This window comes from Vibrio sp. 1-Bac 57, assembly GCF_037546855.1.
Lineage (GTDB): Bacteria > Pseudomonadota > Gammaproteobacteria > Enterobacterales > Psychromonadaceae > Psychromonas.
The window spans coordinates 146,688-171,160 of the sequence record NZ_JALAAC010000007.1; the positions used below are offsets into that span (position 1 = coordinate 146,688).

Here is a 24,473-nt window from a genome sequence, read left to right on the forward strand (position 1 = left end):
TGGCACTAATAAAATGTGATACACCTCATTAATATAGATGAAGATGAACAAGTAGGCAGTGCATAACCTCTCATTAACATAAAAGTAGACTGCAGCAGTAAAAATCACCATTATACTTAAAATAATAAGTCATACTTATAAGTGATCAAAATGGACTGACACTTTTTAGTTGAATCCAAGAATGGAAAATTAATGATGGAAACTGAAGAATATGGATATCGTCGCACTACACTACGGGTTTTACTCGTTGTAACCATTTTTGCAGCAAGTTTTTTTGCTGTGACTAATTGGCTCGCAGGGTTTCATCTTTTTTCAATTATGGAAGCAATTATTGCGAGCTTTTGGAGTTGGATATTAGTTATTAGTAATACAATACAATATTTACAGAGATGGTCTTTTGTCTATTTATGTACTTTTTACTTCCTGGTCATATATGGAATTATGATCACTAATTTTATGGTCGGGCTATTCTCATGGCTGTTTATTTTTCCCATTCTCTCTTATCTACTGTTAGGGCTAAAAGCAGGAACAGTGATCACCTTTTTTAGTGTTTCTGGCGGCTTAGCAGCGCTAGGGCAATTAGTGTGGGCGAGTAATACCGAAGTACACTGGATTGTTATGGGGAATGTAGGGTTTACGCTTGCTGCAATTTGGGCAATGGTTTACGTATACGAAGCTAAACGTGAAGAAGTTGTTAAAGACTTGAAGGAGCAAGCAAGGAAAGATCCTTTAACTGGTTTACTCAATGTACGGGACTTGAATGGTATTCTCACCAGTACATTACAAATAGCGGAGCGACATTCACAACCAGTCACCTTGGTGTACATTGATATTAATGATTTTAAACAGATTAATGATGCACAAGGGCATCAAAAAGGTAATGAAATTTTACTTGCAGTGGCAAAAGCCATAAAAAAAATGACGCGTGTAGAGGATCAAGCATTTAGATACGGTGGAGATGAATTTTGCATTATTTTCCCTAATTGTGTTGAACAACAAGTAGAGCAAACCTTTGGATTACGTTTAGCTAATGAAGTACATGAAAATTTGGATAAACTAACCATGAGCATTGGTTATGCTCAGACCGGACCCACTAATTTTTGTTCTCCTGACTCCCTGATCCATAAAGCAGATAAAAATATGTATTTAGTTAAGTCAACTTCCAAACTAAATGATTAACTTGGAAGATGGCTGAATAAATACGCTGATATATTGTTAAGCAATTATTTTATTGCGCATACTTGAACGAGCGATGACAACAGTCATTATTGCGATATAAAATTAATGATGTCATTGGATTCATATAACCATTGTGTTTCACCGCTAGCATGCTCGATGCGTAAACATGGTACTTGTTTTTTACCGCCACCTTGAATTAAATCATTACGATGTTGAGTTTGCTGTTGGATATTTCTGTGCTCTATATCCAACCCTAATTTTTGTATCGCTTTGCGTGTCATTGCACAATATGGGCAAGCATCGTAATGATAAAGAGACAGAGATTTTACTGGTGTTTGTGATAATGTCATTTTGCTTCCTTAAAAGTGGAACTGGTTGTTATAGCGTTTAATTTTTACTGACTGATTTTTGTTGCTTCATTTTGCTGATTGATATTTGTAAATTCAAGTGAATTATAAACAATGAATTGGTGTTCGTAGCGACCATTCGTCTAAATATCCCTCCCATTTGTCCATTTCGTTGATTGACAGATAAATGTTAAAAAGCCTATTTTTACTTTGTATCAACTATCACTCTGCTTTTGTGGCTGTTTTTGACATTTTATTACCGCGCAAGGTGGTTAGCTTTTTTAATAATATATCACCAGCAATATAAATAACGATAGCCCCTACAGGTGGATTAATGGTTGTGAATAACCACCAGTTCGAATGCCAATACCAGGTGCCAAGCTGCGTACCGATAATTTCTAGATATAAGACCAATAGACTCATTATTAGATATAAAATAGCGTAGTTTTTGCGCTGCAGCAGATAAAAAAACAATAGCGCTAAACAGGCGCTTAGGGTGTCGGTGAGCACTATCGATACGGTCAAAAATAATAGAATGAAAAAGGGCACTAAGACCATTTTAATTTTGTGTTCATTTTTCTGGATTAATTTTACGTTACTGATTAATAAACCGGTGATATAAATTACAGCATGACCAAAGGGCACGTATAGGGGAATGCCATCATTCCTATAATTATACATATCAAGCCATAGACAACAGATCAGCTCGCCAAGCCATGATAAAGGCACCATGATGATCATTAGTTTTTTTAGTGATGTATTGACTTTAATAAAAAGAAAAGCCCATAAACTCATAATTATGATTGATGTAAACAACTTATTATCAAAGTTAGTATCTTGTATCAATGTAGAATCTAACATCAATGCAGGGATCCATATCAAGATAAGTAATGAGTAAGTAGTATATTTATTTAGTAGCATTATTTAATACTTTTAATGAGGAAGTTTTTTAGGTTGAGCAATTAAACAGCATTTTGATAAAGACATTATCATTTGCAACATTTCTCTATCTTATACTGCTATGTAAATCCTATGTAAAGTTTATAACATTTCTAAGCTGGGTAACTATCACACTGTTTCAATACTAAGCGAATGGTGTTAGTTGATGCTGTTTGGCAATGGCATTTGCAACCTGTATTAGTCGATTTTTTATTGCTTGTTCAATACCTTTATTTATTTTTACTAAGTCTGCAATGGCAATCAAGGCTTGTGTATTTAGGTTATTACCTTGGTGTTGATAAGCAATGCCAGTATCGACCACCCAATGTTCTGTTGTCAGCTGTTTTTCTTCTATTGTCTTTACTAGCATAAAATTAATGGACAAAATAATCCTTTCATCTTCATACCAATTTGCCTTTAAAGCTTGAAAGTTTATCCTCATTTCTAATTTTTTTATTAAAGGGCTTAGTGCACTAGAAAATGTCTGGTCGGCGACGACTGTGATAGGAAGTGAATTATACATTATGTAGATCATCTATTATTAGGGGCAGGAGTTGGCCTATTAACCAGATCCTGCCCGACGTTATTAGAATATTGCTGAGGTACATTTTACTGTGCTGTTACTACGAACTCTGCTACGCAACTTTGCTAAGGTATTTTGCTAAGGTACTTTGCGACTAGCTAATGCAGTAGTAAGTGCCAACATCTTGCTTAAAGCACGGAAAACCCTTCTTTTTCTAATAACTCAATCAAAGAGATAAGTGGAAGCCCAATTAAACTATTTGGATCTTTCCCTTCAAATCGACTAAATAAGCTAATACCAAAACCTTCACTTTTGAAACTTCCTGCACAATTATAAGGTTGCTCTTTGTTAAGGTAATTAGTGATCATTGCATCTGATAAATCACGAAAATAGACGTCGAAAGGTTCAACTAAAGAGTGTACTTGTCCCGTTTTGCTATTAACTACCGCTAATCCAGTATAAAAAGTAACGTGTTGACCACTGGCTGCTTTTAATTGTTTAAATGCATTTTCAAAGTTACCGGGTTTACCTAAGATTTTACCGTCGTTTAAACACACTTGATCTGAACCTATGATTAAGGCGTCTGGAAATTCGCTAACAACTGCTTGAGCCTTTGCTATCGCCAATCTTTCTACTAATTGGATTGCCGTTTCTCCAGGTAATTCCTCTTCGTTTACGTGTGGGTTAGCTGTTGAAAAGTCTAGATGTAGCTTTGTTAATAGCTCTTTTCTAAACGGTGAAGTCGATGCTAACACTAGCTTCTGTGGCATAATAAACCTTACTTAAGTGGAAAAATGAGTTTATTTTAAGGACTGTGAAAGAATAAAGCGATAGCTGAATAAAAACTTAAGAAAAATAACGCTTTTTCTTTGACTATATTGAACTCTATCTATATTATTCGCGACCATGCAAAAGGTTAAACTACCGATTAGCGTTGATTCTGTTCGCGCTGCTAATAATAGACTGGAGCTAGTTGCTAGCCTCGATAAGTCTTTATTAAGCAGATTAGGAGAGTCAACAAACAGTATTCACTCTGATATCGATACTGCTTTTTCGTTTGATGTGGACCAGCAAAAGCTGAGAATATTCAAAGGTAAAGCAAGTGTCGCAGTAGAACTCACTTGTCAACGGTGCAATGAGCCTATGACTTATCAGTGTGAAGCTGAATTTACGTATTGTCCCGTTCTTAATAAAGAACAGGAAAATAATTTACCAGACGTTTATGAACCCATTTATTACGATGAAAATGGGGAGGTAAACCTTCATCAAATAGTTGAAGATGAGCTGTTATTAACACTTCCGCAAATTGCAAAACATGCAATAGCAGAATGTAAATATGGCAACTACGAAAGTAGCTTTGGCGAAATTGAGGAAGAGCAAGAACGTCCTAACCCATTTGATGCTCTAGCGAAGCTAAAGCTCAAGTAACTAGCAGGAATTTTTAAAATGGCAGTACAAAAAAGTCGTAAGACTCCTTCAAAACGCGGTATGCGTCGTTCACATGATGCACTAAGTGCACCTACTTTAACTGTTGATAGTACTTCTGGTGAAACTCACCGTCGTCATCACGTTACTGCTGACGGCTTCTACAAAGGCAAAAAAGTAATCGAAAAGTAAGTTATTACTTTGCGTAACTTTACCATTGCGCTTGATGCCATGGGGGGTGATTTTGGCCCCCATATTTCTTTATCTGCAAGTACCAAATCCCTACAGTTACACCCAAATTTGTTCATTACTATCGTTGGTGATGCCCAACAAATAACTCCTCTATTAAAAAAATATCAGCTACTTAATCACAATAGAATAAAGTTTGTACACGCACCAGAAACCATATCAATGGAAGATGATCCTGTTTCTGTTTTACGTCATCGATCTCAATCTTCAATGCTCGTTGCGTTACAATTAGTGGCTAACGGAGAGGCAGATGCTTGTGTCAGCGCAGGTAATACTGGCGCATTAATGTTACTAGCTAAGCATACCTTAAAAACATTAGAGGGTATTTCAAGACCCGCTTTAGTCTCTGCACTACCAAATAATCGTGGTGGTCACAGTTACTTAATGGATTTAGGTGCAAATTTGCAATGTGGGTGTGATACTCTGTTTAATTTTGCATTGATGGGCAGCGTACTTTGTGAACAAGTTGAGCAATTAAATGCTCCATCGGTTTCATTACTAAATGTTGGACGCGAAAGCAATAAAGGTAATGAAACGATTAAACAATGTGCAGAGATGTTGTCTGCTACTGAGTTTATTAATTACATCGGTTATATCGAAGCCAATGAACTATTCGACGGACGTGCAGATGTCGTTGTGACGGATGGGTTCAGTGGTAATATAGCGCTTAAAAGTTATGAAGGCATGGGACGTGTTTTTTTTGCACGATTACAGCAAGCGATAAATTCAACTTGGTATAGCCGTTTATTGGGTAAAGTATTGAATCCAATAATAAAAAACCAATTAAAAAATTTGCATCCAGATCTGTATAATGGAGCAAGTTTAATCGGATTACGTGGCATTGTTGTAAAAAGTCATGGAAGTGCAAATGAAAGTGCATTTTTCTATGCAATAGAACAAGCCATTAAAGAAATTCAATGGCAGATACCTGCTTGTATTAGCGCAAGGTTGGAATCTGTCCTAGCAGAGCGAGATTGTTTATCACATGAATAGCAAAATTATAGGTACGGGTAGTTATTTACCAACAGCAGTGCGCACCAACCAGGATTTAGAAAAAATGGTTGATACCAGTGATGAATGGATCACTGTACGTACTGGCATTAAAGAACGTCGCATTGCTAATGAGCAAGAAACAATCGCTTTCATGGGCAAGAAAGCTAGTGATCTAGCGTTAGAGGCGGCTGGTATGAGTGCGTCGGATTTAGATTTAATTATTGTGGCAACCACAAGTAACCATAATGCATTCCCTTCAGCAGCTTGTGAAGTGCAAAATTTATTAGGTATCTATGATATACCAGCCTTTGACGTTGCAGCTGCCTGTGCTGGATTTACTTATGCCTTAAGCGTTGCAGATAATTTCATTAAAGCCGGCGGTGCCAAAAACGTGCTCGTGATTGGTGCAGATACATTGGCGAGTACTTGTGATCCAGAAGATCGCAGTACTATTATTCTATTTGGTGATGGTGCCGGTGCAGCCGTGCTAACAGCAACGGAAGAACCTGGTATTTTATCGACTCATATCAATGCCGATGGTCGTTTTGGTGATTTACTCAAACTGCCAAATGTTGGCCGCGATAAAAATGCATTATTGAGTAATTCATATTTAACGATGGCGGGCAATGAAGTATTTAAAGTAGCAGTTAAAAAACTAAGCCAAGTGGTTGTTGATACTTTAGCCGCTAATAATATTGAAAAAGAAAAACTAGACTGGTTAGTACCGCATCAAGCGAACCTTCGTATTATCGCAGCAACGGCAAAAAAATTAGAGATGTCTATGGATCAAGTTATTTTAGCACTTGATAAGCAAGGCAACACTTCTGCAGCATCTGTACCACTTGCTTTGGATGAAGGGGTAAGAAGTGGCAAAATTAAACCAGGCCATTTAGTGTTATTAGAAGCATTTGGTGGTGGTTTTACTTGGGGTAGTGCATTGGTTGTTATGTAATTAACTTTACTAGTTACTAACACTATTAACTTCCAAGTTTCATTTTAAAAATTGTTAATACAAAATTTAGGAATAAAGATGACAAACTTTACATTCGCCTTTCCTGGTCAAGGCTCACAAAGTGTGGGCATGTTGGCTGATTTAGCGGCAACCTATCCTGTTGTTGTTGATACGTTTAAAGAAGCAAGTGCAACGTTGGGTTATGACCTGTGGGCATTAACCCAAGAAGGTCCTGCTGAGTTGTTAAACCAAACAGATAAAACACAACCAGCATTATTGGCTGCATCTGTAGCAATTTGGCGTGTATGGGCAGAAGTTGGCGGTGAGTTACCAACAACAATTGCTGGCCATAGTTTAGGTGAATATTCTGCATTAGTGTGTGCTGGTGTGATTGATTTTAATGATGCCCTTAAATTAGTTGAGTTACGTGGTCAATTAATGCAACAAGCTGTACCAGCTGGTGTTGGTGCAATGTATGCGATCATCGGTTTAGGTGATGCAGAAATAAAAGCGGCTTGTGAACAAGCTGCGCAAGGCGAAGTTGTTTCTCCTGTCAATTTTAACTCACCAGGACAAGTTGTTATCGCTGGTAACAAAGATGCAGTAGAGCGTGCCGGTATATTGTGTAAGGAAGCAGGTGCTAAACGCGCATTACCATTACCTGTTTCTGTACCCTCTCACTGTGCATTGATGAAACCTGCTGCCGATGAATTAGCCGTTGCACTGCGTTCTATTACATTTAATACACCGAAAATTTCAGTGATTAATAATGTTGATGTCGCGATTGAAACTGAAGCTAACAAAATCAAAGATGCGTTAGTGCGCCAACTATATTGTCCTGTACGCTGGACTGATATTGTAGTGAAAATGGCCGCCCAAGGCATTAATCTTCAAGTGGAAGCAGGCCCTGGCAAAGTGTTAAGTGGTTTGGTTCGTCGTATTGAAAAAGGTGTTGCTGCGCAAGCTATCAATGATTCAGCAAGTTTAGACGCTGCATTAGCTGCAGTTAAAGGAGAATAAGAATGAGTATGCAAGATCAAGTTGTTTTAGTCACTGGTGCAAGCCGTGGTATCGGTCGTGCTATTGCCGAAAGTTTTGTTGCATTAGGTGCAACTGTATTAGGAACCGCGACGAGTGAAAGTGGCGCAGCTGCAATCAGTGAATATTTAGGTGATGCGGGTAAAGGTTTTGTCTTGAACGTCACAGAAAACGAGTCTATTGAAGCATTATTTGCTGACATTAAGAAAGAGTTTGGTACTGTTGATGTGTTAGTGAATAATGCAGGTATCACTCGTGACAACCTATTGATGCGTATGAAAGATGCAGAGTGGGATGACATCATTGGTACTAACTTAACGCCTATCTTTAAATTGAGCAAAGCGGCGCTTCGTCCTATGATGAAAAAGCGTGCTGGTCGCATTATTAATGTAGGCTCTGTAGTCGGTACGATGGGTAATGCTGGTCAAACTAACTATGCAGCAGCGAAAGCGGGCGTAATTGGCTTTACTAAATCATTAGCTCGTGAAGTGGCAAGCCGTGGCATTACTGTTAATACAGTAGCACCTGGTTTCATTGAAACAGATATGACTAAAGCATTAAACGAAGAGCAACGTGCCAATACTTTAGCAAACGTACCAGCTGGTCGTTTAGGTGATCCGAAAGAGATTGCTGCAACTGTTGTATTTTTAGCCTCTGAAGGTGCGGCTTACATTAATGGTGAAACAATTCACGTTAATGGCGGCATGTACATGGTCTAATTTTTGACTTGTTGAGTTATCAAATTAACCTGAAAAAGATAGATATTCTATAATTTATTGATTAAAGTCGTAAAATACTGGTCTAACCAGTGATAGAATACTTGAATATTAAACGCGATAGAATAAACTACCGCAACTTAACGCAAAAGCGTAATTACAAAGGAAGATAAAAAATGAGCAATATCGAAGAACGCGTAAAAAACATCATCGTTGAACAATTAGGTGTTCAACTTGACGAAGTTAAAAACGAAGCTTCTTTCGTTGACGATCTTGGTGCTGATTCACTAGACACAGTTGAGCTTGTAATGGCTCTTGAAGAAGAATTCGATACAGAGATCCCAGATGACGAAGCAGAGAAAATCACGACTGTTCAATCTGCTATTGATTACGTTGTTAACAACGGTTAATTCTTCACTTTAAAGTGTAGTTAATTTCTAAAGGCGGTCTTCTGACCGCCTTTTGTTTTTTATAGTTTGAATCCAATCATTTTCTTTAGCAATACCTAAGTATTTTATTTAAAGTTTTTAGTTATTGTTTTTAAAGCCTCATTTAGGAGAGTCTAGTGTCAAAGCGTCGAGTTGTAGTAACCGGTTTAGGTATGATATCGCCAGTAGGTAATACAGTAGAGCAATCGTGGCAGGCCATTCAAGCTGGTCAAAGTGGGATCTCAAATATTGAGCACTTTGATACAGAGAAGTTTTCTACTAAATTCGCTGGTTTAATTCGAGACTTTAATGTCGAAGAATACATGCCAAAGAAAGAAGCACGTAAGATGGACCTATTTATTCAATACGGTGTAGCAGCTGCTGATCAAGCAATCAAGGATTCAGGTTTAATCATTAATGATGATAACGCTGAACGCATTGGTGTTGCTATTGGTTCTGGTATTGGTGGTCTTGGTATCATTGAACAAAACAAAGATAATTTTGCAAAAAGTGGCCCTCGTAAAATTAGTCCATTTTTTGTCCCAGCGACAATTATTAATATGATTTCAGGTCATGTTTCTATTAATAATGGACTGAAAGGTCCGAACATTGCGGTGACAACGGCCTGCACAACGGGTACGCATAGTATCGGTTTAGGTGCTCGCATGATCCAATATGGTGATGCAGATGTAATGATTGTAGGCGGCGCTGAAAAAGCATCGACTGAAATGGGCATGGGTGGTTTTGGTGCCGCACGTGCATTATCGACACGTAACGATTCGCCAGAAACTGCAAGTCGCCCGTGGGATGAGTCTCGTGACGGTTTTGTATTAGGTGACGGCGCTGGTGTGTTAGTGATTGAAGAATACGAACACGCAAAAGCACGCGGTGCAAAAATTTATGCTGAGTTTGTTGGTTTTGGTATGAGTGGTGATGCTTATCACATGACTTCACCACCAGAAAGTGGTGCAGGCGCTGCGTTAGCAATGAAAAATGCGATTAAAGACGCGGGTATTAACGCTGCAGATATTCAATATATTAATGCACATGGCACTTCAACACCTGCTGGTGATATTGCTGAAACACAAGCTGTTAAAGGTATATGGGGAGAAGATGCAAAATCAGTAATGATGAGTTCTACTAAATCCATGACTGGGCATTTATTAGGCGCTGCTGGTGCAATTGAAGCTATTTTCAGTGTACTTGCAATTAAAGATCAAGTCGCTCCACCTACTATCAATCTTAAAAACCCAAGTGAAGGTTGTGATTTAGATTACGTAACAGATGGTAAAGCGCGTCCTTCGAATATAGAGTATGCACTATCGAATTCATTTGGATTTGGTGGAACAAATGGTACGTTAATCTTTAAACGTATCTAGTTTTACGCATTACCTATAAAATGAAAACCCGATATTGACTCGGGTTTTTTTATGTCTAAATTTTACATCGCTAAAGTCGCTTATTTTCAGTACAAGTGACTTGTATTGAGCACAAGTGCTTTCTTATTAGCTTTGTTTAACCCTGTATTAGCAATTACTTTAAAATAGGTGGCAGTAAGCTGATGTTTATTAACGGTGAACAACATAACTCAATCGATGCAAGTGATCGCGGTTTAGGCTATGGGGACGGTTTGTTTTCCACCATAAAAGTCGAATATGGCAAGGTTGTTGATTGGCAACTTCATCTACAACGTTTACAGCTAGGCGCCTCGCGTTTATTTTTTCCTGCTATCGATTGGTTGCAACTTCAAAGTGAGGTGCTTAGCTGTGCAACTACGGTGAAAGCAGAAGCAAATTATGTGTTAAAAATCATATTAACTCGCGGTAGTGGTGGTCGGGGCTATAGTGCTGAAGGTTGTGAGCAACCGATGCGCATCATTAGCTTATCACCATTCCCAGTGCATTATTTTGAATGGCAAACACAGGGAATTGACATTGTGCAATGCCAAAGTCAATTGGGGCGAAATAAACAATTAGCTGGGTTAAAGTCATTAGCGAGATTAGAACAAGTCTTTATCAAACAAGAACTAAGCTCATTAAATGCAGTAGAAGGCTTAGTATGTGATGAGTTTGGGCATGTTATTGAGGCCTGCAGTGCGAATCTTTTTATTCACCTAAATGGGCAGTGGTTGACGCCTAAATTAGATTATTGTGGCGTAGCTGGAGTGATGCGTCAGCGTATTATGCAACATATCGATATTGATGTGACTGAAGCTGAATTGACCGTCGAACAAGTTAAACAAGCGTCTTGTATGCTATTAACTAATGCGTTAATGGGGATTGTGCCAGTGAAGCAATATGAAGATATAACATATTCTCAACAACAGTTGCAGCAGGTAACTGATTTACAAATTAAGCTTAAGCAAGGAAGTGGTTACTAATGGTCAAAAAAATTATCTTAGCTTTAATATTTATCAGTATTTGTCTGAGCATTGCTTTTTTATGGGCGCAGCAACAGATAGATAAATATTTACATGTACCAAGAGTACAACAAACACAGTTATTTACCTTGTCCGAAGGGCGTTATTTTGCACATCTTGCGCCGCAGCTAATTGAACAAGATTTATTAGATTCTGATCGATGGTGGAAAGTAGTTTCTAAATTGAAGCCTGAGTTAACTAAAATAAAATCAGGCACCTATGAGTTACCTAAAGGTGCATCATTAGCAGAGATTTTAACCATTTTAACTACCGGACGTGAGTTTCAATTTAAATTAACATTTGTTGAAGGCAGTACCTATAAAGACTGGTTAGTGATATTGCAAAATGCACAACATATTCAACCATTACAAGAATCTGAGCAAACGTTGTTAACTAAATTAGATAGTAAAGCAACAAAGCTAGAGGGGTTATTATTCCCAGAGACCTATCATTACACCGCTGATATGAGCGCTTTTAGCATTGTTAAAAAAGCCTATTTGCATCAACAAATGGTATTAGATAAATTATGGCCAGAAAGAGACAAAAATTTACCCTATAAAACACCCTATGAAGCGCTGATCATGGCCTCTATTATTGAAAAAGAGAGTGGGCTTGCAAACGATAGAGATAAAATAGCATCAGTGTTTGTTAACCGTTTACGTATTGGTATGCGTTTACAAACCGATCCGACGGTTATCTATGGCATGGGAGAACGCTACGACGGGCGTATCCGTAAGAAAGATTTGCAGGAAAAAACAGCTTACAATACGTATACCATTAACGGTTTGCCACCGACGCCAATTGCAATGCCGAGTGAAGAAGCAATGTATGCAGCTTTACATCCTGCGAAAACGCGTTACTTATATTTTGTCAGCAAAGGCGACGGGACCTCTTATTTTTCTAAAAATTTGAGAGAGCATAATAATGCCGTTAATAAATATATCCGAGGAAAGTAGCATGTCTGTATTAGAAAAATTAGCGGGTAAATTTATTGTTATTGAAGGCTTAGAAGGAGCAGGTAAAACGACGGCCATTCAATACATTAAAAAGTGGTTATTATCAAAGGGGCTTGCTGAACAACAACTCGCTTTTACGCGAGAACCTGGTGGAACTGTATTAGCTGAAAAAATGCGTGATATAGTCAAAATGGATGTAGCAGACGAACAATTAGCTGATAAAGCGGAATTACTGATCATGTACGCGGCACGAGTACAACTGGTTGAGCATAAAATAAAACCCGCTTTAACAGCTGGTCATGTGGTGATTGGTGATCGCCATAATTGGTCTTCACTTGCCTATCAAGGTGGTGGACGTGGTATCAATACAAACCTGATCAATGATATTAAGCAGGTTGCGTTAGGTGATTTTAAAGCGGACTTCACTCTATTTTTAGATATTGAACCTGAGTTGGGACTCGCAAGAGCCCGTGGCCGAGGTGAATTAGATCGTATTGAGCGTTTAGCCATTGATTTCTTTAATCGTTCACGTGCTGTTTTTCAGCAACTGGTTAACGAAGAAAAAAATGCGGTATGTATCGATGCAAGTCAAACATTTGAGCAGGTTGAAATTGATATTAATCGACAGCTTGACGCATGGTTAGCGAGTTTATAAAAATGCCGGAAAGTAATATTTTTGAAAATGTGAATACGCCTTGGTTAACCCCTTTCTATGCGCATTTACAGGATGCCTATCGTCAAGGGCGTTTTGCGCACGGTCTGCTGTTTACTGGCAGTAGTGGTATTGGTAAATATAAATTAGCACGACAATTAGCCCAGTATTTATTATGCAGTAATAAACAACATGATGACGCCTGCTTTGAATGTCACTCCTGCCAGCTCTTTAGTGCTAATAATCATCTTGATTTTAATCTATTGGAAGCTGAAAAAAATAAATCAATCGGTATTGATCAAATTCGCTTATTAACAGATAAATTGAATGAGCGTCCACAACTTGGTAATAATAAAGTGGTGTTAATTAAAGGTGCCGACCAATTAACCGAAGCGGCTGCTAATGCATTGTTGAAAACTCTTGAAGAGCCGCAAGGTGATAGTTATTTAATTTTATTAACACGAACATATCATCAATTGATGCCGACCTTATTAAGCCGTCTGCAACAAACACATTTACACAGTCCCGATGATCAAACCTTAATTGATTGGTTGTATCAATTTGGTTTTCAAGTTAGTGATGTTGGCGTATTACGCTGGTTTCAAAATAGTCCATTAGCCTTGCTCAACCACTTGAAAGCGTTGCAAGAAGATGCATCTCTTGATACTCGTCGGCAATGTATTGAAGGGTTATTTTCTCTTTTATATGAGCCTATTAATTTGTTTTCCTTTGCACAATTATTAGCGAAGGATGTTGAGCAAAATCTATTATTATTATTTCATTTGTTACACGATCTGCATAAATTAAAATTGAACGGTAATCAGCTTGACCCTGATGCTATTTATTACTTTGCTTTACCGCAATTGCAAATTTGGCAAACTCAATTGTCGTTAAAAAGTTTACGTTTATTAAGCGACGAAATATTAAAAACACGCAGCCTATTAACGGGGCATTCGGCGCTTAAAAAAGAATTATTGATTAATGCGTTATTAATAAAAATTAAAAATGAATTTAAGGAAATTACTGTATGTTAGTAGACTCTCATTGTCATCTTGATCGATTAAAATATGGAGAAAAACATACCGATATTGCTGAGGTTATTGAAAAAGCACAGGCAAAAGGCATTACTCATTTATTGAGTGTTTGCGTGACGTTACAGGATTACCCCGCAATGGCTGCAATGATTGCACCTTTTAAACAAGTCTCTAGCACCTGTGGCGTACATCCGTTATACGAAGAAGCGGTGATGGATGAAGCCTTATTGCTAGAATATGCAAGTGCAGAGAATGTGGTTGCAATAGGGGAAACTGGTTTAGATTTTTTCTATTCTCCGGAAACAAAAGAATGGCAAATCGATGCATTTCGTAAACAAATTAGAGTGGCTAAACAACTCAATAAACCTTTAATTATTCATACTCGTGGTGCCCGACAAGAAACCTTAGACATTCTTCGCGAAGAAGGCGCTGAGCAAGTAGGTGGCGTTTTACATTGTTTTACTGAATCAATCGAAATGGCAGAAGCCGCGATGGAAATGGGTTTTTATATTTCTGTCTCGGGCATTGTGACCTTTAAGAATGCAAAAGAATTGCAGGCAGTAATAAAAGCGGTACCCTTGGAACGTTTATTGGTAGAAACGGATTCTCCTTATTTAGCACCAGTTCCACATCGAGGGGAAGAAAATGAACCAGCTTACACCTACGACGTTGCACAATTTGTTGCTGAATTAAAAGGGGTGACATTTGAAGAGCTTGCTAAAGTTACTACTGAAAACTACTTCACGCTATTTAAAGGTGCGAAAAGATAACCTATTTGTAGTTAAACCTAATTCAATTGGTCATGCTCGGTTTGGTAACGCTTGGTTTAAGAATACCTAGTTTGAGAATGCCTAGTTTGAAAATACTTAGCTTAGGAATACTTAACTTATCAATATTTAGATTAGCAACGCTTAGTTGAACGAAGAAATTAGTTTTTATATATAAGGATCACCCATGCAATCAGTATTATTAAATGGAAAAACAATTACTCCTTCGAAAGTGGTTTGTATTGGCCGTAATTATGTTGAGCATATTGCGGAACTGAATAATGAAGTGCCTACTGAGCCGGTTATTTTTGTTAAACCTAACTCTGCTATCGCTGCTGATATAAAAACACATGCCGTTGACGCAATTCATTATGAGGCTGAAATTTCATTTATTGTTGAGAATAATCAGTTTATAGGCGTTGGTATTGGGTTAGATCTCACCAAGCGAGAAGTACAAAGCGTGCTTAAAAGCAAATCTTTACCCTGGGAAAGATCTAAAGCTTTTGACGCGTCAGCCGTGTTTTCAGAGTTTGTCAGTTTTGAGCATCAAGTCGACTCACTGAGCTTGGTCTTGTCGATTAATGATCAGGTGATACAACAAGCGAATTACGAATTAATGATTTATAAGCCGTTACAGATTGTACAAGCAGTTAATGAATTTATGTCTTTTGAAACAAACGATATTTTGATGACGGGAACACCAAAAGGTGTCGGAAAAGTGAATCAAGGTGATAAATTTACCGGACAAATATTTGATCAAGGTAAATTATTATTAACACAAACTTGGACTGTGTTGTAACGCTTAGTTCATCCTGCTTTTATGTTGCACTGGTTTTGAGTGAAATAAATACTCATTTCCAGTGTTTTATCCTCTGCAAATCCTCCTCAGCACTAGCCATATCTATTTGATCTGCGTAAAATTACATCCATATTTTTTATCACTTGTACTAAAGTAGAGTAAATTAAATGCAGCATCTAGATGAAATCGTTGCTAATGCGCAACAACAGATCGAAAGCGCCGCAGATACTAATGAATTAGAAGAGATTCGTTTACAGTATCTGGGCAAAAAAGGCCTAATGACTGAGCAAATGAAAGGCTTAGGCAAATTACCTCCTGCTGAAAAGCCAGCGGCAGGTCAATTAATTAATAAAGCAAAACAAGCGATTCAAGCAGTATTAGTTGAACGTAAAAAAGGGATGGAAGAAGCGATTTTAAATGACAAATTAGCTTCTGAAACCATTGATGTGACTTTACCTGGCCGTGGTGCTAAACAAGGTAATGTGCATCCTGTTACGCGCACAACTGAACGTATTGTTGAGTTCTTTAGCGAATTAGGTTTTGAAGTGAAAGACGGTCCTGAAATTGAAGACGGTTACCACAATTTCGATGCCCTAAATATTCCGCCGCATCATCCTGCACGTGCTGACCACGATACTTTTTACTTTAATCCAGACTTAGTATTGCGTACACAAACATCGGGTGTACAAATCCGTACCATGGAGAACCAAGAGCCACCGGTACGTATTATTTCACCGGGACGTGTTTACCGTAATGATTACGACCAAACACATACGCCAATGTTCCATCAGGTTGAAGGGTTGATGATTGCTGAAAATGTCAGCTTTACGCAACTTAAAGGTATTTTACACGACTTCCTACATAACTTCTTCGAGCAAGATTTAGAAGTGCGTTTCCGTCCATCTTACTTCCCATTTACAGAACCTTCTGCTGAAGTAGATGTGAAAGGTAAAAATGGTTGGTTAGAAGTATTAGGCTGCGGCATGGTGCACCCAACAGTATTAAAATCAATGGGTGTTGACCCTGAGAAATATTCTGGTTTTGCCTTTGGTATGGGTATTGAGCGTTTAACAATGCTGCGTTACGACGTAAATGATTTACGTTCATTCTTTGAAAACGATCTTCGTTTCCTCAAGCAATTCAAATAAGGGTTAATAATAATGAAATTTAGTGAAGCTTGGTTACGCGAGTGGGTTAACCCAGAAATTACACGTGATGAATTAACGCATCAAATTACTATGGCCGGTCTTGAGGTTGATGACGTAGAGCCCGTTGCAGGTGAATTTAGTAAAGTAGTCGTGGGTGAAGTGGTTGAATGTGGCCAACACCCTGATGCAGACAAATTACAAGTTACCAAAATTAATATCGGCTCAGATGAGTTAATTGATATTGTTTGTGGAGCTAAAAACTGTCGCCTAGGATTAAAAGTAGCGGTTGCTGTTGTAGGTGCCGTTTTACCGGGTGACTTTAAAATTAAAAAAGCAAAACTACGCGGTCAACCTTCATTTGGCATGTTGTGTAGCGAGTCTGAATTAGGCATGGCAGAAAGCGCTGAGGGCATTATTGAATTGCCATTAGATGCGCCTATCGGTCAGTGTGTTCGTGAATACTTACAACTTGATGATGTGATTATTGACGTTGATTTAACCGCTAACCGTGCTGATTGTTTAGGTATTGCAGGTCTTGCCCGTGAAGTTGCAGTATTAAACAGTACACATGCAACTCAACCAACGTGGGAAAATGTAGCTGTTTCTATCGATGACCAAGTCGCTATTAACCTGCAAGCACCTGAAGCATGTCCTCGTTACCTTGGTCGAGTGATCAAAGGTATTAACCAAAATGCAACAACTCCTTTATGGATGGTTGAAAAACTACGCCGTTGTGGTGTGCGAAGTGTTGATGCTGTAGTTGATATTACACAATATGTGTTACTTGAGTTTGGTCATCCAATGCATGCCTTTGACCTATCTAAATTAGATGGAGGCATTGAAGTTCGCCTTGCTAATCAAGATGAAAAGTTAACTTTATTAGATGGTAAAGAAGTTAAGTTAAATGCAGATACATTAGTGATTGCAGATCAATCTAAAGCACTAGCAATGGCCGGTATTTTTGGCGGTCAAGATTCTGGCGTTCAGGAAGGTTCAACAGATATCTTCTTAGAAAGTGCTTTCTTTGCACCATTAGCGATTGCGGGTCGTGCGCGTAGCTACGGTTTACATACAGACGCTTCTCATCGTTATGAACGTGGTGTTGATCCATTACTTCAGGCAACTGCAATGGAGCGAGCAACACAATTATTAGTTGATATTTGTGGTGGTCAAGTTGGCCCAATTACCGAAGCAGTAAACGAAGCGACTCTACCAACACAAGCTACTATTGAGTTACGCCGTAGTAAGTTAGATCGTTTAATTGGTATTTCAATTGATTCTGAACGTGTTCTACAAATCTTAACGCAATTAGGTTGTGTAGTATCTGAAACGGCAGAAGGTTGGTCTGCACTTGCACCGAGCTACCGTTTTGATATGGAAATTGAAGAAGATTTAATTGAAGAAGTAGCACGTGTATACGGCTACAATAATATTCCTAATATTGCACCACAAGCAGCATTAACTATGCCTGCTCATAATGAATCACGTTTAAAATTATCTAAAATCCGTGATGTATTAGTGAACCGTGAATACCAAGAAGCGATCACTTACAGTTTTGTTGACCCTGATAAGCAACTTAAATTACATCCTGAAGCGGATGCATTGATTTTGCCACATCCTATCTCTAAAGATATGTCAGCAATGCGCGTTAGTTTATGGACCGGTTTGTTAGATAGCGTGTCTAAAAACCAAAAGCGTCAACAAAATCGTGTGCGTTTATTTGAAACTGGTTTACGTTTTATCAAGGATGAGCAAGCTGAAAATGGTATTCGCCAACAAGCAATGCTTTCAGGTGTGATCATTGGTAACGTTAATGACGAGCACTGGGCGATTGAAACGCGTGTTGCTGATTTCTTTGATCTTAAAGCAGATTTGGAAGCCGTACTGGATTTAGCTGTTGATGATACAAGTTTTGAATTTAAAGCAGAGAAACACAGTGCTTTACATCCTGGTCAATCTGCAACTATTTACCGTAATGGTATTAAAGTCGGATACATAGGTACTTTGCACCCAAGTTTGAAAAAAACCTTTGCTTTAAACGGCCAAGCCATTGTATTTGAAATAGAAATTGATGCTATTTTAACCCGTCAATTACCTCAAGCTGGAGACATTTCTAAGTTCCCTGCAAACAACCGAGATCTCGCTTTTGTGGTCGATGATCAAGTAAATGCAGGTAAGGTCCTCAAATTTATAGAAAAAATTGGCGGATCTCAGCTAGTTAGCATAAACTTGTTTGACGTATACAAAGGATTGGGTGTTGAAGACGGTAAGAAAAGCTTAGCAATAGGCTTAATATTACAAGACGCGACACGTACTTTGGAAGAACAGGAGATTGCTGATAGTGTTAATTCAATAGTTGAAGCGGTTTCTACGGAATTTCATGCATCGTTGAGAGATTAATTTATGGCACTGACAAAAGCTGAGATAGCGGCACATTTATCGGAAGAAATCGGATTAAGCAAACGAGAAGCTAAAGAGTTTGTAGAATCTTTTTTCGAAGAAATAAAATCAACTCTTGAAGCTGGTTCACCAGTTAAAATATCAGGCTTTGGTGGATTTGAGCTAAAGGATAAAGGAGAACGGCCAGGTCGTAATCCTAAAACTGGTGAGGACATACCTATAGAGGCCCGACGAGTTGTTACTTTTAAAGCGGGTCAGAAATTGAAAGAGTTAGTAGAAACGAGTCTTTCAGATAAGCCTAAAAAATAATTTATTCCCTTTTAAAGAAAGTCGCTTAGCGGCTTTTTTTTTGCCTCAAATTCGGTTGGAATATGAACTGAACCACAAACTTTTTCTGATATAACATTACAATTAACAATGACTTTTTTGATACTTTAATTTCGTTTATCAAAAGTCATATTGTCAATATTAAGATTGCATTGAGGTTTTCGTGAATAAGGCATTAATAAATAGAGCTCAGCTTTATGCTGTTGGGGTTATGTTTTTGATTGGGGTTTAAAGTAGTGAGTAAATATAAAAAAATAGTAGTGTTAACAGGAGCAGGCATTTCTGCTGAGTCAGGTATTGAAACGTTTCGTGCAAAGGATGGTTTGTGGGAAAAATATAAACTTGAAGATGTCGCGACTTTGGATGGTTATCAACGCGATCCTGAATTGGTATTAGATTTTTATAATAAACGACGCCATAGTTTTTGTTTAGGAGAAAATAAACCTAATGCTGCACATTATGCGTTAGCGGAATTGGAACAAAAATTTGAAGGAGAGTTTCTACTTGTCACTCAAAATATAGATGATTTACATGAACAAGCAGGCTCAAAGAGCGTTATTCATATGCATGGTGAATTATTAAAAGTACGTTGTGCTAAAACCAATCAAGTCATTCCTTGGAAAACGGATTTAACCAGTGATGATTTTTGTACCTGTTGTCAATACCCGTTACCTTTAAGGCCTCATATTGTTTGGTTCGGCGAAATGCCCATAGGTCTAGATATTATTTATCATCATCTTGCGCAAGCCGATTTATTTATAGCGATTGGTACTTCCGGCACTGTTTATCCAGCAGCGGGATTTGTTGAAGAAGCTAAAAGTGCAGGAGCTGATTCTATTGAGGTTAACCTAGAACGTAATGAGCATAGTCATTTCGATACCATACTAGAAGGTAAGGCGACTCAATTAGTGCCTGAATTGGTTAAAAACCTATTAGCATAAAACTAATCACTGGTTTTATAGTGACCAAAAGCGAAATAACCTGAAGCTTTGAAGCTTTGAAGCTTTGAAGGGTGGATAAGGGCGAGTCAACATTCTTAACTCGTTAATAAGCAATCAAAGGTTAATGTTTGTATTGTTCCATCTGGTTTTTTAAGTGCAAATTCAAAAGCAATTAACCACGAAGACACGAAGGGTGGAGAAGGATGAATCAAACGATGATTCCCTTACCTTGTAATAAGCGATTAAAATTTATTTTTTAGCTTGATCCTCATTTTTAATCTTTTCTTCGTGTTCTCTGTACAGCGGAACGGTTTCGAGGTTAATTGCTTTAAAATCACAAGCGAGTTAACCACGAAGGCACGAAGAGTGCAGAAGGATGAATCAAACCATAACCCGTTAATAAGTGATTAAAATTTACTTTTTAGCTTGATCTTCATTTTTAATCTTTTCTTCGTGCTCTCTGTGCAGCGCAGCGGCTTCGTGGCTAATCGCTTTAAAATCAAAAGCTGATTAACCACGAAGGCACGAAGAGTTAAGAAGGATAAATCAAACCATGAAACCTATAACTTGTTAATAAGTAAAAATTTAACTTTTACGTAGATCCGTACTTTTAAATCCCTTTTTGAAGCCTTTCTTCGTGTTCTCTGGGCAGCGGAGCGGCTTCGTGGTTAATTGTTTTAAAATCAAAAGCTGATTAACCACGAAGGCACGAAGAGCTAAGAAGGATAAATCAAACCATGAAACCTATAACTTGTTAATAAGTAAAAATTTAACTTTTACGTAGATCCGCACTTTTAAATCCCTTTTTTAATCTGTTCTTCGTGTTCTTCGTGTTCTCTGTGCAGCGCAGCGGCTTCGTGGTTAATTGCTTTAAAATCACAAGCGAGTTAACCACGAAGGCACGAAGAGTGCAGAAGGATGAATCAAACCATAATCCTTTAACCCGTTAATAAGTGATTAAAATTTACTTTTTAGCTTGATCCTTATTTTTGATCTTTTCTTCGTGCTCTCTGTGCAGCGCAGCGGCTTCGTGGTTAATTGCTTTAAAATCAAAAGCGAGTTAACCACGAAGGCACGAAGGTTGGAGAAGATGGAATCAAACCATAAACCCTTTACCCTTTATCCCTTTAATAAGTGATTAAAATTTATTTTTTAGCTTGATCCTCATTTTTAATCTTTTCTTCGTGTTCTCTGTGCAGCGCAGCGGCTTCGTGGTTAATTGCTTTAAAATCAAAAGCTGATTAACCACGAAGGCACGAAGAGCTAAGAAGGATAAATCAAACCATGAAACCTATAACTTGTTAATAAGTAAAAATTTAACTTTTACGTAGATCCGCACTTTTAAATCCCTTTTTTAATCTGTTCTTCGTGTTCTCTGTGCAGCGCAGCGGCTTCGTGGTTAATTGTTTTAAAATCAAAAGCGAGTTAGCTACGAAGGTAACCACGAAGGCTCGAACTGAAACAAAAAACCTTAAAAAATGATAATAAAATAGCTCAGTTTTTTCCTTCATAAACTCTGTGTCGTGTCTTGATTTTGTCGTTAAGTACTTTTTAAAATCAAAGCTCATTAAGCACCAAGCATAGTAAAGAAGGCGTGTTTAAAAACTTGTTAAGCAATGAGTTTTAATTAATCTTGTTTAGCTTTGAATGTACTTGAAAAGCTAACAGAACTCCCTACAATGATCCGCTGTTAAGCAGCTGTTATTCAATTTAGGGAAGTTAGTGTGTTATGAATTCAAAATATTTTGTATTAGGTGGTGATATTAAAAAATCACTGACCGAAGGGTATCGATTTGATCTGAAAAAATTGTTGCTGGATGCCCTTAAAATTACGCGTAAACATTTCTTTCCTCTATTAACCGCTTGTCTATTTATCATGTTGGTTTCATTTGCTTTACTTAGCGTATTTCTTGATCAAGCAACGTCACTTGATGATCCTAAAACCATGATACTTTTCTTTATTTTTGCATTAATTGTCGTGCCTCCTTTGATGACCGGTATGCTGATGATGGGAGTTCACCATTCAGTGGGATTAAAAACAAAATCTTTTCACTTGTTTAATTATTTTAATATCATCTTTAAATTATCGTTAGCCGCGATGATCATCAATTTGATGACCAATGGCGCTAGCATGTTCTTAGGGCAAGTCTTTGGCAGTGTTGGTTTTGTGTTATCTGTTATTGTGTTGCTGTATTTAAAAATGTCTTTCTGCTTGGTTTATCCTTTGATTGCCGAGAAAAAAGTATCACCAGTGATGGCTTTAAAACTCTCATTTAAGTTGGTTCATAAAAACATTGCTCAATTTACCCAACTATTAATTATATTTTGTGTTCTTTTTATGATTGGTATTTTGACATCAGGCATTGGTTTATTATTCGTTATTCCTTTTTCTATCAACGTGATGGGGATTGTTTATCGTCAAGTATGCGGTGTTAGCATCTCAGTAACAGAAGCAACTGAAGGTTCAAACGACAACAATAAGAATGACGATGATAATCATCATTCTGGACCTAAAAACGGCGGCTTTGAAGCTTAACTCCAATACAAAGAAGGAAGGTATTATGCGACGTTTAGTACTCGCCATTTTATTGTCTAGCTTGACTTCATTGAGTCAAGCTTCAACCATTAAGCTTAATTATTCAGTGTTTTTTAGCTACATGAAAACGATGTATAAACTTGATTACCCCTATGTCACTACCGCCTTTTATTTAATCGATAGAGAGAGTAAAGCGCTATGTAAGATTGCTAATGCAGAGATGGTAGTTGAGAATGTTCGAGAGCCTATTTTGTTTGAATCAGCAGGACGTTTATTGCCTTTCTACTCTGATAAACATCGCAAAGACGGTGGGATGTTAGAAGTTGATATTGATGATAATAAAACATTATCTAGTTGTGACTTACAAATCACCGTGATGGCAAAAGAGAGTGAATTATTTAATTTAAACGAACAAAAACTCGCTGCTATTGATGAACAGTTAGAAGGGGTGATAAAGAAAAATGCAGGCATGATAGGGAAGCATTTTTTACCAACGTTTGCTGGTTTACGCCTTCAGTTTTTAGATCCAATTCCCGCATCCATAAAGACTTCACTCAGTAGCGATGTTGAAAGTAGCGATGTTAAATTTGCTGCTAATGGTGACCTATTGCTTAGCAAAGATGATTTTTCAAAAATTAAAGAAATAAATGAACTTAAACTTTCTGTGGTGCGTATAACCCCGTGGATGTTAAACGACTGACTTTATTAGCTTATCGTTATTGTGGCGGGTTGATCGTTGATCGTTGATTGGTTAATCCTTGATGGGTTAATTGAGGTGGCTGAATTTAATTGGCCTGCTTATTGACCTTCATATTACCTTAATACAGTTTAATTAACTGATGGTTATGTTTAAACGATAAGCTTGAATCGCGTAATTAATAACAAACTAATATCGTTCAAACACACTGCAAAACCAAATAAAATAATAAATAAAAATAGCAGCACTTAGGAGTGACTCTTGAAATTTACAGGTAAAAAAGCAATTCTTTTTGATTTAGATGGTACGTTAATTGACAGCGCACCGGATCTCGCATTAGCTATCAATCATATGTTAACAAGTATTGGTCGCGAACCTATTTCACCAACTATTATTCGTTCTTGGGTAGGTAATGGTGCAAGTATTCTAGTGCAAAGAGGCCTTTCTGGACAATCACACATTGACCCTGACCTTGATCCTGAATTGCTGGCAAAAGCTTTGGCGATTTTTCTTGAGTTTTATGCTCAGAACTTATGTATAGATACGGTAACTTATCCACATGTACGTTCAACATTAAAAATATTAAAAGCTAAAGGCTATCAGCTTGCCATTGTAACCAATAAACCCTTTGATTTTATTCAACCAATCCTTGATGGTTTAGAATTAAATGGTTTATTTGAGCTTTTAATTGGCGGCGATACCTTAGAAAAACGTAAACCTGATCCGCTTCCTTTGCATTACAGCTGCGAAAAGTTAGGTGTTACCGTTGACCAGTGTGTGATGGTTGGTGATTCTAAAAATGATATTTTAGCTGCCAATGCAGCCAACATGCAGAGCATTGGTTTAAGTTATGGTTATAACTATGGCGAAGATATCAACGAGCACAATCCAGATATCAGTTTTGATGACTTTGCGGACATCATTGCTACTTTCTCAGATGTTAATCAATATGAATTAACAGAGTAAATAAAGCTTCAGTTAATTTTTGATAAAATCTAGCCATATTGC

At 37.7% G+C, this 24,473-nt stretch carries 26 protein-coding genes; 22 read left to right on the top strand and 4 right to left on the bottom strand.

What is annotated here, in order from left to right:
• Positions 1-192 precede the first annotated feature (192 nt).
• Complete coding sequence (locus tag MT391_RS06810) at positions 193-1,179, top strand: GGDEF domain-containing protein (protein WP_499497287.1); 987 nt, start codon at positions 193-195, stop codon at positions 1,177-1,179.
• A gap of 86 nt (positions 1,180-1,265) precedes the next feature.
• Here MT391_RS06810 and MT391_RS06815 read toward each other — a convergent pair whose 3' ends face one another.
• The 4 genes from MT391_RS06815 to MT391_RS06830 form a co-directional block, all read right to left on the bottom strand.
• On the bottom strand, positions 1,266-1,529 hold the full coding sequence (locus MT391_RS06815; protein ID WP_499497288.1) for a glutaredoxin family protein: 264 nt from the start codon (positions 1,527-1,529) through the stop codon (positions 1,266-1,268).
• A 219-nt stretch (positions 1,530-1,748) separates the two neighbouring features.
• Positions 1,749-2,447: a hypothetical protein gene (locus tag MT391_RS06820; protein ID WP_499497289.1), complete on the bottom strand. Its 699-nt coding sequence runs from the start codon at positions 2,445-2,447 to the stop codon at positions 1,749-1,751.
• Between the two features lie 163 nt (positions 2,448-2,610).
• The gene (locus MT391_RS06825) at positions 2,611-2,850 is read right to left on the bottom strand and encodes a hypothetical protein (protein WP_499497290.1); all 240 of its coding nucleotides are present in this window, start codon (positions 2,848-2,850) and stop codon (positions 2,611-2,613) included.
• A 326-nt stretch (positions 2,851-3,176) separates the two neighbouring features.
• Entirely contained in the window at positions 3,177-3,758 is a 582-nt protein-coding gene (locus MT391_RS06830) for a Maf family protein (RefSeq protein WP_028870001.1), read from the bottom strand.
• Positions 3,759-3,894: 136 nt separating this feature from the next.
• On the opposite strand from MT391_RS06830, the gene yceD reads away from it, so the two are divergent.
• The 21 genes from yceD to MT391_RS06935 all read left to right on the top strand — a co-directional run bounded on the left by yceD (position 3,895) and on the right by MT391_RS06935 (position 24,431).
• Positions 3,895-4,416 (top strand): 23S rRNA accumulation protein YceD, encoded by a 522-nt coding sequence (yceD, locus tag MT391_RS06835; protein WP_028870002.1) that lies wholly within the window; start codon positions 3,895-3,897, stop codon positions 4,414-4,416.
• 18 nt (positions 4,417-4,434) lie between these two features.
• Complete coding sequence (gene rpmF, locus MT391_RS06840; protein ID WP_025562454.1) at positions 4,435-4,605, top strand: 50S ribosomal protein L32; 171 nt, start codon at positions 4,435-4,437, stop codon at positions 4,603-4,605.
• Positions 4,606-4,614: 9 nt separating this feature from the next.
• Entirely contained in the window at positions 4,615-5,655 is a 1,041-nt protein-coding gene (gene plsX, locus MT391_RS06845) for a phosphate acyltransferase PlsX (RefSeq protein ID WP_182689593.1), read from the top strand.
• Positions 5,648-6,607, top strand: a complete 960-nt coding sequence (locus MT391_RS06850) for a beta-ketoacyl-ACP synthase III (protein WP_028870004.1) — start codon at positions 5,648-5,650, stop codon at positions 6,605-6,607. The genes plsX and MT391_RS06850 overlap by 8 nt, the downstream gene beginning before the upstream one ends.
• A gap of 78 nt (positions 6,608-6,685) precedes the next feature.
• Positions 6,686-7,627, top strand: coding sequence for an ACP S-malonyltransferase (gene fabD, locus MT391_RS06855; protein WP_028870005.1), 942 nt, complete (start codon positions 6,686-6,688; stop codon positions 7,625-7,627).
• 2 nt (positions 7,628-7,629) lie between these two features.
• Positions 7,630-8,364, top strand: a complete 735-nt coding sequence (gene fabG / locus MT391_RS06860) for a 3-oxoacyl-ACP reductase FabG (RefSeq protein WP_028870006.1) — start codon at positions 7,630-7,632, stop codon at positions 8,362-8,364.
• 173 nt (positions 8,365-8,537) lie between these two features.
• Positions 8,538-8,771, top strand: a complete 234-nt coding sequence (gene acpP, locus MT391_RS06865) for an acyl carrier protein (RefSeq protein WP_025562459.1) — start codon at positions 8,538-8,540, stop codon at positions 8,769-8,771.
• A gap of 155 nt (positions 8,772-8,926) precedes the next feature.
• A complete protein-coding gene (gene fabF / locus MT391_RS06870) occupies positions 8,927-10,168 on the top strand; it encodes a beta-ketoacyl-ACP synthase II (protein ID WP_028870007.1) in 1,242 nt (413 codons plus the stop codon).
• A gap of 182 nt (positions 10,169-10,350) precedes the next feature.
• Positions 10,351-11,169: an aminodeoxychorismate lyase gene (pabC, locus tag MT391_RS06875; RefSeq protein WP_499497291.1), complete on the top strand. Its 819-nt coding sequence runs from the start codon at positions 10,351-10,353 to the stop codon at positions 11,167-11,169.
• Positions 11,169-12,164, top strand: coding sequence for an endolytic transglycosylase MltG (mltG, locus tag MT391_RS06880; protein ID WP_499497292.1), 996 nt, complete (start codon positions 11,169-11,171; stop codon positions 12,162-12,164). The genes pabC and mltG overlap by 1 nt, the downstream gene beginning before the upstream one ends.
• Before the next feature lies 1 nt (position 12,165).
• Complete coding sequence (tmk, locus tag MT391_RS06885; RefSeq protein WP_499497293.1) at positions 12,166-12,819, top strand: dTMP kinase; 654 nt, start codon at positions 12,166-12,168, stop codon at positions 12,817-12,819.
• Between the two features lie 2 nt (positions 12,820-12,821).
• A complete protein-coding gene (gene holB / locus MT391_RS06890) occupies positions 12,822-13,850 on the top strand; it encodes a DNA polymerase III subunit delta' (protein ID WP_499497294.1) in 1,029 nt (342 codons plus the stop codon).
• Positions 13,844-14,620 carry a TatD family hydrolase gene (locus tag MT391_RS06895; protein ID WP_499497295.1) on the top strand — a complete coding sequence of 259 codons (777 nt, stop codon included), beginning with the start codon at positions 13,844-13,846 and terminating at the stop codon, positions 14,618-14,620. The genes holB and MT391_RS06895 overlap by 7 nt, the downstream gene beginning before the upstream one ends.
• Before the next feature lie 184 nt (positions 14,621-14,804).
• Complete coding sequence (locus MT391_RS06900; RefSeq protein WP_499497296.1) at positions 14,805-15,416, top strand: fumarylacetoacetate hydrolase family protein; 612 nt, start codon at positions 14,805-14,807, stop codon at positions 15,414-15,416.
• Positions 15,417-15,583: 167 nt separating this feature from the next.
• Positions 15,584-16,564, top strand: a complete 981-nt coding sequence (gene pheS / locus MT391_RS06905; protein ID WP_499497297.1) for a phenylalanine--tRNA ligase subunit alpha — start codon at positions 15,584-15,586, stop codon at positions 16,562-16,564.
• Positions 16,565-16,576: 12 nt separating this feature from the next.
• Positions 16,577-18,964, top strand: coding sequence for a phenylalanine--tRNA ligase subunit beta (gene pheT / locus MT391_RS06910; protein WP_499497298.1), 2,388 nt, complete (start codon positions 16,577-16,579; stop codon positions 18,962-18,964).
• Positions 18,965-18,967: 3 nt separating this feature from the next.
• Positions 18,968-19,273 carry an integration host factor subunit alpha gene (locus MT391_RS06915; RefSeq protein ID WP_028870016.1) on the top strand — a complete coding sequence of 102 codons (306 nt, stop codon included), beginning with the start codon at positions 18,968-18,970 and terminating at the stop codon, positions 19,271-19,273.
• Positions 19,274-19,527: 254 nt separating this feature from the next.
• The gene (cobB, locus tag MT391_RS06920; protein ID WP_499441294.1) at positions 19,528-20,232 is read left to right on the top strand and encodes a Sir2 family NAD+-dependent deacetylase; all 705 of its coding nucleotides are present in this window, start codon (positions 19,528-19,530) and stop codon (positions 20,230-20,232) included.
• 1,729 nt (positions 20,233-21,961) lie between these two features.
• Positions 21,962-22,768 carry a DUF2189 domain-containing protein gene (locus MT391_RS06925; RefSeq protein ID WP_166372810.1) on the top strand — a complete coding sequence of 269 codons (807 nt, stop codon included), beginning with the start codon at positions 21,962-21,964 and terminating at the stop codon, positions 22,766-22,768.
• 25 nt (positions 22,769-22,793) lie between these two features.
• Positions 22,794-23,468 (top strand): DUF2987 domain-containing protein, encoded by a 675-nt coding sequence (locus MT391_RS06930; protein WP_499497299.1) that lies wholly within the window; start codon positions 22,794-22,796, stop codon positions 23,466-23,468.
• 258 nt (positions 23,469-23,726) lie between these two features.
• Positions 23,727-24,431 carry a phosphoglycolate phosphatase gene (locus MT391_RS06935; protein WP_499497300.1) on the top strand — a complete coding sequence of 235 codons (705 nt, stop codon included), beginning with the start codon at positions 23,727-23,729 and terminating at the stop codon, positions 24,429-24,431.
• Positions 24,432-24,473: the final 42 nt, after the last annotated feature.